This is a genomic window from Streptomyces sp. NBC_01335, assembly GCF_035953295.1.
GTDB lineage: Bacteria > Actinomycetota > Actinomycetes > Streptomycetales > Streptomycetaceae > Streptomyces.
Window position 1 is genome coordinate 5018070 of record NZ_CP108370.1, and the last position, 13070, is coordinate 5031139.

At 72.1% G+C, this 13070-nt stretch carries 12 protein-coding genes; 9 read left to right on the forward strand and 3 right to left on the reverse strand.

Annotation, left to right across the window (positions count from 1 at the left end; genetic code table 11):
* Positions 1-149 precede the first annotated feature (149 nt).
* The 6 genes from OG599_RS21610 to OG599_RS21635 all read left to right on the forward strand — a co-directional run bounded on the left by OG599_RS21610 (position 150) and on the right by OG599_RS21635 (position 6422).
* Positions 150-1757 carry an ABC transporter ATP-binding protein gene (locus tag OG599_RS21610; RefSeq protein WP_442809700.1) on the forward strand — a complete coding sequence of 536 codons (1608 nt, stop codon included), beginning with the start codon at positions 150-152 and terminating at the stop codon, positions 1755-1757.
* Positions 1754-2866: an ABC transporter permease gene (locus tag OG599_RS21615; protein WP_327177625.1), complete on the forward strand. Its 1113-nt coding sequence runs from the start codon at positions 1754-1756 to the stop codon at positions 2864-2866. Before OG599_RS21610 ends, OG599_RS21615 begins: the two co-directional genes overlap by 4 nt.
* On the forward strand, positions 2863-4131 hold the full coding sequence (locus OG599_RS21620; protein WP_327177626.1) for an ABC transporter permease: 1269 nt from the start codon (positions 2863-2865) through the stop codon (positions 4129-4131). Before OG599_RS21615 ends, OG599_RS21620 begins: the two co-directional genes overlap by 4 nt.
* Positions 4128-4529 (forward strand): cytidine deaminase, encoded by a 402-nt coding sequence (locus OG599_RS21625; protein WP_327177627.1) that lies wholly within the window; start codon positions 4128-4130, stop codon positions 4527-4529. The genes OG599_RS21620 and OG599_RS21625 overlap by 4 nt, the downstream gene beginning before the upstream one ends.
* Before the next feature lie 153 nt (positions 4530-4682).
* Positions 4683-5960: a thymidine phosphorylase gene (locus tag OG599_RS21630; RefSeq protein WP_327177628.1), complete on the forward strand. Its 1278-nt coding sequence runs from the start codon at positions 4683-4685 to the stop codon at positions 5958-5960.
* A gap of 141 nt (positions 5961-6101) precedes the next feature.
* The gene (locus OG599_RS21635) at positions 6102-6422 is read left to right on the forward strand and encodes an STAS domain-containing protein (RefSeq protein ID WP_327177629.1); all 321 of its coding nucleotides are present in this window, start codon (positions 6102-6104) and stop codon (positions 6420-6422) included.
* Positions 6423-6490: 68 nt separating this feature from the next.
* On the opposite strand, the gene OG599_RS21640 is transcribed toward OG599_RS21635, so the two are convergent.
* Both OG599_RS21640 and OG599_RS21645 read right to left on the reverse strand, forming a co-directional pair.
* Positions 6491-7582, reverse strand: a complete 1092-nt coding sequence (locus OG599_RS21640; RefSeq protein ID WP_327177630.1) for a sigma-70 family RNA polymerase sigma factor — start codon at positions 7580-7582, stop codon at positions 6491-6493.
* A 104-nt stretch (positions 7583-7686) separates the two neighbouring features.
* On the reverse strand, positions 7687-9027 hold the full coding sequence (locus tag OG599_RS21645) for an MFS transporter (protein ID WP_327177631.1): 1341 nt from the start codon (positions 9025-9027) through the stop codon (positions 7687-7689).
* Between the two features lie 62 nt (positions 9028-9089).
* Between OG599_RS21645 and OG599_RS21650 the strand changes: the two genes are divergently transcribed.
* A complete protein-coding gene (locus OG599_RS21650) occupies positions 9090-10043 on the forward strand; it encodes a LysR family transcriptional regulator (RefSeq protein WP_327177632.1) in 954 nt (317 codons plus the stop codon).
* 186 nt (positions 10044-10229) lie between these two features.
* Positions 10230-10910, forward strand: a complete 681-nt coding sequence (locus OG599_RS21655; protein WP_327177633.1) for a DUF2238 domain-containing protein — start codon at positions 10230-10232, stop codon at positions 10908-10910.
* Between the two features lie 26 nt (positions 10911-10936).
* Here the strand turns inward: OG599_RS21655 and OG599_RS21660 are convergent, their stop codons facing one another.
* The gene (locus OG599_RS21660) at positions 10937-11722 is read right to left on the reverse strand and encodes an alpha/beta hydrolase (RefSeq protein ID WP_327177634.1); all 786 of its coding nucleotides are present in this window, start codon (positions 11720-11722) and stop codon (positions 10937-10939) included.
* 103 nt (positions 11723-11825) lie between these two features.
* On the opposite strand from OG599_RS21660, the gene OG599_RS21665 reads away from it, so the two are divergent.
* On the forward strand, positions 11826-12980 hold the full coding sequence (locus OG599_RS21665) for an adenosine deaminase (protein WP_327177635.1): 1155 nt from the start codon (positions 11826-11828) through the stop codon (positions 12978-12980).
* The last annotated feature ends 90 nt before the right edge of the window (positions 12981-13070 follow it).

Here is a 13070-nt window from a genome sequence, read left to right on the forward strand (position 1 = left end):
CGCCGTCCGGGATCTTTCTGTTCGGCAACGCTACGCGTACAGGGCCCGTATCGAGTTCCGGGCCGGGTTCGGCCCCGAACTCGACACAGACCCCTGAGCACCCTCGGGCGCGGTAGCTTCGCCCCGGCCCCTGCTCGTACGGCCCCGTCATCCCCGGCAGCCGTGCTCCGCTCCTTCCCCGCCAAGGAGAGTGCGTCATCAACGCGTCCAGCCCTCCTGCCGTTGAAATCCGCGGCATCACCAAGCGCTTCCCCGGCGTCGTCGCCAACCACGACATCGACATCACCGTCGCCAAGGGCACCGTGCACGCGCTCATCGGCGAGAACGGCGCCGGCAAGTCGACCCTGATGAAGATCCTCTACGGCATGCAGAAGCCGGACGAGGGCACCATCGCGATCGACGGAGAGACCGTCACCTTCAGCAGCCCCGCCGACGCCATCGCGCGCGGGGTCGGCATGGTCCACCAGCACTTCATGCTCGCCGACAACCTCTCCGTGCTGGAGAACGTCGTGCTCGGCGCGGAGAAGCTGCACGGCATCGGCGGCGCGGCCCGCCGGAAGATCCTGGAGATCTCCGACGCCTACGGTCTCAGCGTCCGCCCCGACGTCCTCGTCGAGGACCTCGGCGTCGCCGACCGCCAGCGGGTGGAGATCCTCAAGGTCCTCTACCGGGGCGCCCGCACCCTCATCCTCGACGAGCCCACCGCGGTGCTCGTCCCGCAGGAGGTCGACGCGCTCTTCGCCAACCTCCGCGAGCTCAAGGCCGAGGGCCTGACCGTCATCTTCATCTCGCACAAGCTCGGCGAGGTGCTCTCCGTCGCCGACGAGATCACCGTCATCCGCCGGGGCACCACCGTCGGCACCGCCGACCCGCGCACCGCGACGACCAAGCAGCTCGCCGAGCTGATGGTCGGCAGCGAGCTGCCCTCGCCGGAGACCCGCGAGTCGACCGTCACCGACGTGCCCATGCTCACCGTCGACGCCCTGCGGCTCACCGCGACCGACTCCGACGGCGTGATCCGCGAGGTCCTCGACGGCATCGGCTTCACCATCCACAAGGGCGAGGTCCTCGGCATCGCCGGTGTCGAGGGCAACGGCCAGAGCGAGCTGATCGAGGCGCTCACCGGCCTGCGCGACCCGGACGCCGGGACCATCACCCTGGACGGCGCCGACATCTCGCACGTCTCGACCCGCAAGCGCCGCGAGGGCGGCCTCGGCGTCATCCCCGAGGACCGTCACCGCCACGGGCTGCTGCTGGAGTCCCCGCTCTGGGAGAACCGCATCCTCGGCCACGTCACCGAGAAGCCCAACAGCCGGGGCGTCTTCCTCGACCTGAAGGCCGCCCGCACCGACACCGAGCGGATCGTGCGCGAGTACGACGTACGCACCCCCGGGATCGACGTCACCGCGGCCTCCCTCTCCGGTGGTAACCAGCAGAAGCTGATCGTCGGCCGCGAGATGAGCCACCGGCCGAAGCTGCTCATCGCCGCCCACCCCACCCGCGGTGTGGACGTCGGCGCGCAGGCGCAGATCTGGGACCAGATCCGCGAAGCGCGCCGCGAGGGCCTCGCGGTGCTCCTCATCTCGGCCGACCTGGACGAGCTGATCGGCCTGTCCGACACGCTGCGCGTCATGTACCGGGGCCGGCTGGTCGCGGACGCCGACCCCGCGAGCATCACGCCGGAGGAGCTGGGTACCGCCATGACCGGCGCGGCCTCCGGCCACATCGCGCACGACGAGAACGGTGAGAGCCGATGAAGAAGTTCGACAGGGACCGGCTGCTCCTGGGCATCGCCGGCCCGGCGCTCGCCCTGGTGGTGGCGTTCCTGCTCACCGCGCTGGTGCTGCTGCTCTCCGGAAACAGCCCCTTCGAGCCGTTCCGGCTGATGTTCGACAACGCCCAGTACGTCGACGTACAGGTGCTGATCGTCAACCAGACCGGCACCTACTACCTCGCCGCGCTCGCCGTCGCCGTCGGGTTCCGGATGAACCTGTTCAACATCGGCGTCGACGGCCAGTACCGGCTCGCCGCGATGGTCGCGGCCGTGGTCGGTGCCTCGGTGACCCTGCCGGGCCCGCTGCACATCCTGCTGATCCTCGTCACCGCGATGGCGGTCGGCGCGTTCTGGTCCGGCATCGCAGGCCTTCTCAAGACCCTGCGGGGCGTGAGCGAGGTCGTCTCCACGATCATGCTGAACGCCATCGCGACCAGCCTGATCGCCTGGCTGATCCTGACGGACAACTTCGGTGTCCAGGCGGCCGGCTCCAACGACCTCAACACCGGCGAGATCGCCTCCTCCGGCTGGTTCCCCGGCCTGGACGCGGGCGACGGCGGCACGATCTACGGCTTCACCTTCGTGGCCTTCGCGCTCGGCGTCGTCTACTGGTTCACCCTCGGCCGCACCCGCTTCGGCTTCGACCTGCGCGCCACCGGCGCCAGCGAGAGCGCCGCCCGGGCCAGCGGTGTCGACGCCAAGCGGATGGTGCTGACGGCCATGCTGATCTCCGGCGCCGTCGCCGGTCTGGTCGGCATGCCGATCCTGCTCGGCCAGAGCCACACGTACAACCTCAGCTTCCCGGCCGGGGTCGGCTTCATGGGCATCACCGTCGCCCTGCTCGGCCGCAACAACCCGGTCGGCATGTTCTTCGCCGCCCTGCTGATGTCCTTCCTGGAGAAGACCTCCGCCTCCCTGGACCAGTACGGGTACCCGCAGGAGATCGCCATGATCATGCAGGGGCTGATCGTGATCTCCGTCGTCGTCTCCTACGAACTTGTCCGCCAGTACGGGCTCCGCCGACAGCAGCAGAAGGTCGGCGAGGAACTCGCCGCCCAGGCCCGCGAGAACCGTGAGGGAGCAGCGGCATGAGCACCGTCCCGACGACGTCCACCGCCACCACCGCGCCCGGCAAGAGCGGCGGCCGGCGCACGCTGAGCCTGCCGGTCGTCCTCCTGATCGCCGCGGCAGGTCTGGCGCTCTTCTCCCTGACCCGCGTCATCAGCGGCGCGGACGACCTGACCTCGATCGGCCAGGTGTCCGGCGCGCTCCAGCTCGCCGTGCCGATCGGCCTCGCCGGACTCGGCGGGCTGTGGGCCGAACGTGCCGGTGTCGTCAACATCGGCCTCGAAGGCATGATGATCCTCGGCACCTGGTTCGGTGCCTGGGCCGGCTACCAGTGGGGCCCGTGGACCGGTGTCCTGATGGGCATCGTGGGCGGCGCCCTCGGCGGCCTGCTGCACGCGGTGATGACCGTGACGTTCAAGGTCAACCACATCGTCTCCGGTGTGGCGATCAACATCCTCGCGGTCGGCGTCACCCGCTACCTGTCGAACTACACCTTCGCCGAGGCGGAGGGCGGTTCCTCCAAGCAGTCCCCGCGCATCGGCGAGATCACCGACATCACGATCCCCGGGCTCTCCGACTGGATGGCCGACCTCCAGGCCCACCACTGGTTCTTCGTCTCGGACCTCGCCGGGATCATCGGCGGTGTGGTCACCCACCTGTCGCTGCTGACGGTGGTGGCGCTGCTGCTGGTCCCGGGCACCTGGTGGGTGCTCTGGCGCACCGCCTTCGGCCTGCGCCTGCGCTCCTGCGGCGAGAACCCGGTGGCCGCCGAGTCGCTCGGCGTCAACGTCTACACGTACAAGTACATCGCCGTCGCCGTCTCCGGCGGGCTCGCGGGCCTGGCGGGTGCGTTCCTCGCGATCGTCTCCACCGGCATCTACCAGGAGGGCCAGACCGGCGGGCGCGGCTACATCGGTCTCGCCGCGATGATCTTCGGCAACTGGATGCCCGGCGGCATGGCGCTGGGCGCCGGGCTCTTCGGCTTCACCGACAGCCTCAAGCTGCGCGGCGGTGCCGAGAACGTCCACGCGGTGCTGCTCTTCCTGGCGATCCTGCTGGTCGCCGCGGTGATCTGGCAGCTCGTGCGGCGTAAGTACGTCGGCGCGGCCGTCTCGGCGGTCTTCTCCGCCGGGCTCTTCGTCTGGTACGCGCTCACCGACGAGGTGCCCAGCCAGTTCGTGGACGCCGCCCCGTACGTGGCGACGCTGCTGGTCCTCGCGCTCTCCGCGCAGCGGCTGCGGATGCCCAAGGCGGACGGCATGCCGTACTTCAAGGGCCAGGGCAAGTGACGACCCCGGCGGCCGCGGCCGACTGGGAAGGGCTGCGGAAGGTGGCCCGGGAGGCGATGTCCCGGGCGTACGCCCCGTATTCCGGCTACCCGGTCGGTGCCGCGGCCCTGGTCGACGACGGCCGCACCGTCGCCGGCTGCAACGTCGAGAACGCCTCGTACGGCATCGGCCTCTGCGCCGAGTGCGGGCTGGTCTCCGAACTCGTCGCCGGTGGCGGCGGCCGGCTGACCCACTTCACCTGCGTGGACGGCTCGGGCGAGATCCTGGTGCCGTGCGGCCGGTGCCGCCAGCTGCTGTACGAGTTCGGGGGACCGGACCTCGTCCTGGAGACCCCGGACGGGCTGCGCACCCTCGACGAGATGCTGCCCCAGGCGTTCGGCCCGCAGAACCTGGCCTGAGGCCGGGCGTCCCTCAACTCCGGTGGCCCTCCCGCGCGTCGGGAGGGCCACCTCCGTGTCTCACCTCTATGCGCGTAGAGTCGGGCGGGTCCGTCCCCTTGCCCCGCGCGACCCGCGCCCTCATGATCGAGCTCCCCTGCCGGAAGGAATCCCATGGACGCCATCTCCGTCATCCGCACCAAGCGGGACCGCGGCGAACTGACCCCCGAACAGATCGACTGGGTCATCGACGCGTACACCCGCGGCGAGGTCGCGGACGAGCAGATGTCCGCCCTGGCCATGGCGATCCTGCTGAACGGCATGAACCGTACGGAGATCGCCCGCTGGACCGCCGCGATGATCGCCTCCGGCGAGCGGATGGACTTCTCCGCGCTCTCCCGCCCCACCACCGACAAGCACTCCACCGGTGGCGTCGGCGACAAGATCACCCTGCCGCTCGCCCCCTTGGTCGCCGCCTGCGGCGCGGCCGTCCCGCAGCTCAGCGGCCGGGGCCTCGGCCACACCGGCGGCACCCTCGACAAGCTGGAGTCCATCCCCGGCTGGCGCGCCCACCTCTCCAACGAGGAGATGCTCAGCGTCCTCGACACCACCGGCGCCGTCATCTGCGCGGCGGGCGACGGCCTCGCCCCCGCCGACAAGAAGCTCTACGCGCTCCGCGACGTCACCGGCACCGTCGAGGCGATCCCGCTGATCGCCAGCTCGATCATGTCGAAGAAGATCGCCGAGGGCACCGGGGCACTGGTCCTCGACGTGAAGGTCGGCAGCGGCGCCTTCATGAAGACCATCGAGGACGCCCGCGAACTCGCCTCCACCATGGTCGCCCTCGGCACCGACAGCGGCGTCCGCACGGTCGCCCTGCTCACCGACATGTCCACCCCCCTCGGTCTCACGGCGGGCAACGCCCTGGAGGTCCGCGAGTCCGTCGAGGTGCTGGCCGGCGGCGGACCCGAGGACGTCGTCGCCCTCACCCTGGCGCTCGCCCGCGAGATGCTCGACGCGGCGGGCCTCAAGGACGCCGACCCCGAGAAGGCGCTCGCCGACGGCTCCGCGATGGACGTCTGGCGCCGCATGATCTCCGCCCAGGGCGGCGACCCGGACGCGGCCCTCCCGGTCGCCCGCGAGCGGCACGTCGTCACCGCCCCGGCCTCCGGCGTGCTCACCCGGCTCGACGCGTACGACATCGGTATCGCCGCCTGGCGCCTCGGCGCGGGCCGCGCCCGCAAGGAGGACGCGGTGCAGGCGGGAGCCGGCGTCGAGCTGCACGCCAAGCCCGGCGACACCGTCACCGCGGGCCAGCCGCTGCTGACCCTGCACACGGACACCCCGGAGAAGTTCTCCTACGCCCTCGACGCGCTGCCGGGCGCGTACGACATCGCCCCGGCCGGTACGGACTTCACCGCGTCCCCCGTGGTGCGCGAGCGCATCGCGTAACGCGCGCCGGTTCACGCGGCGGCGGCCCGCCGGTACGGATCTCCCCGTACCGGCGGGCCGCCGTCTTCGTCGTGTGCGGGGCCCCGGGCGGGGGAACCGGTCCGCCGCGCACCGATGAGTTGTGGCGGCGGGGACGGTCTCATGGGTGTGGAAGCCACACCGCCGATCACCCTCGTCGTCACCGGCCGGATCACCCGCGCCGACGTACCCGGGCTCTGTGCCGCGCTCGACCGGCTCCTGGCCGCCCCCGAGCGGGCCGGCGCCCCGGTGGAGTGCGACCTGGCGGGAGTGGTCCGCCCCGGCCTCACCGTCGTGGAGGCGCTCGCCCGGCTCTCCCTCACCGTCCGCCGGGCGGGCCGGGGCCCGCTGCGGCTGCGCGGCACACCGCCCGAACTGCGCACCCTGCTGGACCTGGTGGGGCTGGCCGACCTGGCGGGCGTCACCGACGCGCCCTCGCCCTGAGGCGCGCGGTCACTTCCCGCCGGGTCGCCTGCGCGCGGCTCTCTTCCCGCCGGCCGCCTCCCGTCGGCTCACTCCTCGACGGCTGCCTTCCCGTCGGCCGCTTTCCCGTCGGCTGCCTTCCCGTCGGCGTCCAGCGTCTCCGGCAGCCCGAACAGCGGGAACCAGCGCGGGGTGTCCAGGAAGCAGTGCATCCCGGTGATCGCACCGTCCTGGATGTCGATGACCTGCAGGGCCCACGGCACGAACCCGGGTCCGTCCGGGTTCGGCTTGTAGTGGGCGAAGGCCGGAGTGCCGTTGGCGACGGTCGCCACCAGCCGGGAGCCCGCGCAGCTCGCACCGATGGAGAGCATGAAGCCGGTGATGTCGTCGTGCCCCCGGAGCCAGAGGTCGAACGGCGGCATGGTCATCACGGCGTCCTCGTGGAGGAGCGCGGTGAGCGCCTTCATGTCGTACCCCTCGAAGGCGGCGACGTACCGCTCCAGAAGTCTGCGCTGCTCCTCGTCGAGCGGGTCGGCGGTGTCCGGGCCGCGCTCCCCGGCCTCGGCCAGGGTGGCGCGGGCCCGCTGGAGGGCGCTGTTGACCGAGGCGACGGAGGTGTCGAGGAGCTCGGCGACCTCGGCCGCCTTCCACGCGAGGACCTCGCGCAGGATGAGCACCACCCGCTGCTTCGGCGGCAGGTGCTGGAGCGCCGCGACGAAGGCGAGCCGCACGGACTCACGCGCCACGGCCGCCTCCGCCGGGTCGGCGGCCGACGGAAGGACCCGGCCGTCCGGCATCGGCTCCAGCCAGGTGTTCTCCGGCAGCGGGTTGAGCGCGGCCTGCGCGAGGGGCGTCGGCCCGGACAGGTCGACGGGCCGGGCGCGCTTGTTGCCGGCCGTCAGCATGTCCAGACAGACGTTGGTCGCGATCCGGTACAGCCACGAGCGCAGCGACGAACGCCCCTCGAACTTCTCGAAGTTGCGCCAGGCGCGCACCATCGTGTCCTGGACCGCGTCCTCGGCCTCGAACGCCGAACCGAGCATCCGGTAGCAGTACCCGGTCAGTTCGACCCGGTGCCCCTCCAGCCGGCTCTCGACGCTCGATGCCTCCGCGCCGTCCGCCGCACCCTCCACGCCGCGCGCCGCCGCGTCTTCCGCGGCCGCCGTCGTGAGATCACCCATCGCTCTACCCCTGTCGCGCTGTGACACCGCCCCCCGCAGTCAGGAAGCTACCGCAGCGCACGCACACGCGGGCGGGAAGCGCACAACCGCTCAGGCCGGACGGATCAGCGGGCGACGGCCATCGCGGCGTGCTGCGGGTGGGCCTTCCGCTCGGCCCGCGCGCACCGCGATCCGTACAGCGTCACGGAGGTGACGCCGAGCACCGCGAGGAGCCCGAGCCCGACCGTGCCGGTCCAGCCGCCCGCGTGGAAGGCGACCGCGCCGAGCGTGCCGCCGGCGCTGGAGCCCAGGTAGTACGAGGACTGGTAGAGCGCCGACGCCTGGGCGCGGCCCGTGGTGGCCGTACGGCTCACCGAGGAGGAGGCGACCGCGTGGCCGGCGAAGAACCCCGCGGTGATCAGGACCAGGCCCAGCAGCACCGCGACCAGCTGGTCGGCGAGTGAGAGCAGCAGCCCGGCGGCGGTGGTGGAGACCGCGAGGTAGAGCGCGCCCCGGCGGCCGAGCCGGCCGACCAGACGGCCCGCCGCGGCGGAGGAGACCGTACCGACGAGGTAGACGAGGAAGATCGAACCGACCACGCCCTGCGGGAGGTTGAACGGAGCCTCCACCAGCCGGTAGCCGATGACCGTGTAGACGGCGCCGAACACCGTCATGAAGAGCCCGCCGATGAGGAAGAGCCGGCGCAGCAGCGGATCGGCCAGGTGCCCGCCGACGGTCCGTACCAGCGCCTTCGGGTTGAGCGAGCCGGGGACGAAGTGCCGCGCCCGGGGCATCAGCAGGTGGAACGCGACCGCGCAGCCCACCGCCAGCAGACCGACCGCGCCGAGCGCGACCCGCCAGCCCCAGAGCTGGGCGATCCAGCCGGTCAGGATGCGCCCGCTCATGCCGCCGATGCTGTTGCCCGCCACGAACAGGCCGATCGCGGCGACCAGCGCCTTGGGCCGGACCTCCTCCGCGAGGAAGGCCATCGCGGAGGCGGGCAGCCCGGCCAGTGCCGCGCCCTGCACCGCGCGCAGGGCGATCAGCCAGCCCAGCGAGGGGGCGAACGGCACCAGCATGCCGAGGGTGACGGCGACGGTCAGCGAGGCGGTCATCATCTGCCGGCGGCCGAAGCGCTCGGAGAGCGCGCTCAGCGGCAGCACGGCGAGGGCCAGCGCCCCCGTCGCGGCGGAGACCGTCCAGCTCGCCTGCCCGGCCGAGGCGCCGAACGACGCGGAGACCGAGGGCAGCAGGGCCTGGGTGGAGTAGAGGAGGGCGAACGTCGCGACACCGGCGGCGAAGAGCCCGAAGCTCATCCGGCGGTAGCCGGGGCGGCCGGGGTCGAGCCGCGTGTCGCCCGGGGCGGCGGCCGGTTCGGCGGAGGCCGGTTCGGCGGAGGTGTGCGGAGCGGGCTGTGCGGAGGCACCCACCACGACGGTGGATGCCCCGGTATCGGCAGGAGGCATGGTTCGACGGTAGGCCGGGGCGTTTGATGCGTCCAATGCACGAAACCGCGATAATCGTTCCCATGGTGCATGACCGCAGCTCACAGCCTCGACTGTCACCGAGCAGTTACGAAGAAGACATCCGCGCGGTCCTCGCGCCCCGGCTCGCGTACTTCGAGGCGGTCGCCCGCCACGAGCACGTCACCCGGGCCGCGCACGAGCTCGGGGTGCCCCAGTCCACGCTGTCGCGGGCCATGGTCCGCCTCGAAGAGGACCTCGGCGTCGCCCTGTTCGCCCGCCGGGGCCGGACCGTCTCCCTCACCCCCGCCGGACGCACCTTCCTCGGCTCGGCGGAACGCGCCCTCGCCGAGGTGGAGAAGGCCGCCGACTCCGTACGGGCCGACGCCGACCCGGCCTCCGGCAAGGTCGCGTTCGGGTTCCTGCACACCATGGGCTCGGAGACCGTACCCGCGCTCATCCGCGCCTTCCGCGTCGACCACCCGGGCGTCCGCTTCCAGTTGGTGCAGAACTACGGCGAGGCGATGATCGAGCGGCTGCGCGCCGGGAAGCTGGACCTCTGCCTCACCTCACCGGTCCCGGACGCGCCCGACCTGGTGGCCCGCCGGCTGGACGAGCAGCGGCTGCGGCTGGTCGTCCCCGACGACCACCGACTGGCGGCCCGCCGCCGGGTCCGGCTCGCGGAGGCCGCCGACGAGACCTTCGTGACCCTGGAACCGGGGTACGGCCTGCGGCGGATCACCGACGACCTCTGCGCGGAGGCCGGGTTCGTGCCGAGGATCGCGTTCGAGGGCGAGGAGGCGGAGACCCTGCGCGGGCTGGTCGCCGCCGGGCTCGGCGTCGCCCTGCTCCCGCCGCCCGCCGTCGCCCGCCCGGGGGTCGTGGAGCTGACGGTCACCGCGCCGCGCGCGGTCCGCGAGATCGGCGTCGCCTGGCTGGACGGCCACCCGGACACCCCGCCGGTCGCCGCCTTCAAGCAGTTCCTGATCTCCCGGCGCGGACACCTGCTGCCGGACTGAACCCCGCCGTGCCGCGTCGCGCGGCGACGCCCTCCGCCCACTCAACCAGGTAATAAAGCACGGCCGTTGAGTAGCCGCACTCAGGTGCGGGCTACGCGGGGCGCTGGAGGATGACGGCACAGCCCAAGGGCTGCCCCGTGATCCACCACGGATCACGGGACAGCCCTCAGACACGAGGAGCGCGAGATGTCCGCCATCCATCCGTCCGAGGACCTTTCGACGGACGTCCCGCCGGCCACCGGTCGCACCGGCCGCCTGCTCCCCGCCGTTCTCGCGCCCGCCGTCGCCGCGGCGCTCGCGGTGTCCGCCTGGGGCGCCAAGGAACCCGGTACCTGGGTGCTGGAAACGGTGTGGGTGATGCTGGGGCTGCCGGTCCTGTTCCTGCTGCGCCGGAGGTTCCCGCTGAGTGGCCTGCTCTGCGGACTGCTGGCCGTCCACGCCCTCGTTCTCATGGTGGGCGGGCACTACACCTACGCCGAGGTTCCGGCCGGTGACTGGGTGCGTGACCGGTTCGGCCTGGAACGCAACCCGTACGACCGCCTCGGCCACCTCATGCAGGGATTCGTGCCCGCCGTCCTGGTCCGGGAACTCCTCGTCCGCACCTCGCCCCTGCGCGGCAGCCGCTGGCTCCCACCGCTGACCGTGTGCGCCTGCCTCGCCTTCAGCGCCGTCTTCGAGATGCTGGAGTGGCTGGCCGCCGTGACCGGAGGACAGGCCGCCGACTCGTTCCTCGCCACCCAGGGCGACGTGTGGGACACCCAGTGGGACATGTTCTGCGCGCTGATCGGCGCCGTCCTCTCCCTGCTCCTCCTCAGCCGCCCGCACGACCGCAGCCTCGCCCGCCTCGCGGCGCACCGGAAGCTCTGACCGGCGAGGTCGCCCCGCGCCCCGCTTCAGTGCCGCAGCGACCGGCCGAAACCGGCGGCCAACGGCATCCGCAGGCCCAGCGGCGGCGGCGCGGCCAGCGCGTCCTCGACCGGCCGGGCGTAGGAGCGGTCGAAGAGCGAGCCCTGGACGAAGTCGGCGGCCAGCGCCACCACTTCCGCCCGGTGCTGGCGGAGCGCGTGCCCGTCCGAGTGGACCTCGAAGCGGCAGATGTCCCGGTTGGCCTTCTTGGCCCGGGAGGCCAGCCGGAAGGAGAGCTCGGGGTCGGTGCGGGTGTCGTTGGTGCCGTGCACGATGAGCACCCGGCGCCCGGCGAGCTGCTTCACCGGCTCGGCCGCCGTCTCCGGCGCGGTGTGCGCCGGAGGGCCGGCCCGCCCCGGCAGCCAGGGGGCCATCGCCAGTACCGCGGAGACCGCCGGATGCCCGGCCGCCCGCAGCGCCGCCCGGCCGCCCATGCCGTGGCCGACGAGACAGACCGGCACGTCGCCGTAGCGGCGTACCACCTCGTCCGCCGCCCACCCGGCGTCCGCCGCCGGGTCGGCGTCCTGGGCGTTCCAGCCGCGGTGGCGGTAGTGCAGGACGTGCACCGTCAGCCCGTCCTCCCGGCCGGCCCGCGCCAGCGCCCGCGCGAACGGAAGCTGGCCGGCGTAGGAGAGCGGGGACGGCTTGCGACGGGATTCGGCGGCGCCGTCCGGGAGCAGCAGGACGACACCACCGACCTCCGAGGACGGTCCCGCGGCCCGGACGGAGCGTCCGAGCCGTGCGGTGGGCAGGGGAAGCGCGCGCATGGCCATAACGGAACATTGTCAGAAGCGCGGGTGTACACCACCTGTCCTCACCATCACTGTTACGTATCTTCACTCGGCCATCTACGCGCGTAGGCGCTAGAGTGCGCAGATGACGAGCCAGCTCCGTGACGTCCCCGACGCCGACCAGATCCGCCGCGCCCCGAAGGTGCTCCTCCACGACCATCTCGACGGCGGGCTGCGCCCCGGCACCATCGTCGAACTCGCCCTGGCACAGGGGTACGAGGACCTGCCGGAGACCGATCCCGACAAGCTGGGCACCTGGTTCCGCGAGGCGGCCGACTCCGGTTCGCTGGAGCGCTACCTGGAGACCTTCGCCCACACCTGCGCCGTCATGCAGACCCGTGACGCGCTCTTCCGGGTCGCCTCCGAGTGCGCCCAGGACCTCGCCGAGGACGGCGTCGTCTACGCCGAGGTGCGGTACGCCCCCGAGCAGCACCTGACCGGCGGGCTCACCCTCGAAGAGGTCGTGGCGGCGGTCAACGACGGCTTCCGCGAAGGGGAGCGGCTGGCCCGCGAGGACGGCCGGCGCATCCGGGTCGGCGCCCTGCTCACCGCGATGCGGCACGCCGCCCGCTCGCTGGAGATCGCCGAACTCGCCAACCGCCACCGGGACTCCGGGGTCGTGGGCTTCGACATCGCGGGCGCCGAGGCCGGCTTCCCTCCCACCCGCCACCTGGACGCCTTCGAGTACCTCAAGCGGGAGAACAACCACTTCACCATCCACGCGGGCGAGGCGTTCGGCCTCCCGTCGATCTGGCAGGCCCTCCAGTGGTGCGGCGCCGACCGGCTCGGCCACGGGGTCCGGATCATCGACGACATCGAGGTCGCCGAGGACGGCACGGTCAAGCTCGGCCGCCTCGCCAGTTACGTCCGGGACAAGCGCATCCCGCTGGAGCTCTGCCCCACCTCGAACCTCCAGACCGGTGCCGCCCCCTCCTACGCGGAGCACCCGATCGGGCTGCTGCGCACCCTGCACTTCCGTGCCACGGTCAATACCGACAACCGCCTGATGAGCGGGACCAGCATGAGCCAGGAATTCGAGCGGCTGACCGAGACTTTCGGATACACGCTCGACGACATGCAGTGGTTCACCGTCAATGCGATGAAATCAGCATTCATTCCTTTCGATGAACGTCTCGCGATGATCAACGACGTGGTCAAGCCGGGATACGCCGAACTGAAGTCCGCATGGCTGTTCAGCCAGACCGCCACGACCAGCGTCTCCTCGGTCGAACAGAGCTGAACGAGCGCATTCCGGAAGGGCCGGGGAACGCATTTCCCGGCCCTTTTCCGCGTGTCGCGCCATTTGCGGAGCGGCGAGCCGGGTGGCTAG

Coding starts and splice junctions, on each gene's coding strand:
- OG599_RS21660 (WP_327177634.1), bottom strand. CDS start 11,722: ATGGCCATGCGCGCGCTTCCCCTGCCCACCGCACGGCTCGGACGCTCC.
- OG599_RS21645 (WP_327177631.1), bottom strand. CDS start 9,027: ATGCCTCCTGCCGATACCGGGGCATCCACCGTCGTGGTGGGTGCCTCC.
- OG599_RS21620 (WP_327177626.1), top strand. CDS start 2,863: ATGAGCACCGTCCCGACGACGTCCACCGCCACCACCGCGCCCGGCAAG.
- OG599_RS21640 (WP_327177630.1), bottom strand. CDS start 7,582: ATGGGTGATCTCACGACGGCGGCCGCGGAAGACGCGGCGGCGCGCGGC.
- OG599_RS21615 (WP_327177625.1), top strand. CDS start 1,754: ATGAAGAAGTTCGACAGGGACCGGCTGCTCCTGGGCATCGCCGGCCCG.
- OG599_RS21630 (WP_327177628.1), top strand. CDS start 4,683: ATGGACGCCATCTCCGTCATCCGCACCAAGCGGGACCGCGGCGAACTG.
- OG599_RS21655 (WP_327177633.1), top strand. CDS start 10,230: ATGTCCGCCATCCATCCGTCCGAGGACCTTTCGACGGACGTCCCGCCG.
- OG599_RS21635 (WP_327177629.1), top strand. CDS start 6,102: ATGGGTGTGGAAGCCACACCGCCGATCACCCTCGTCGTCACCGGCCGG.
- OG599_RS21650 (WP_327177632.1), top strand. CDS start 9,090: ATGGTGCATGACCGCAGCTCACAGCCTCGACTGTCACCGAGCAGTTAC.
- OG599_RS21665 (WP_327177635.1), top strand. CDS start 11,826: ATGACGAGCCAGCTCCGTGACGTCCCCGACGCCGACCAGATCCGCCGC.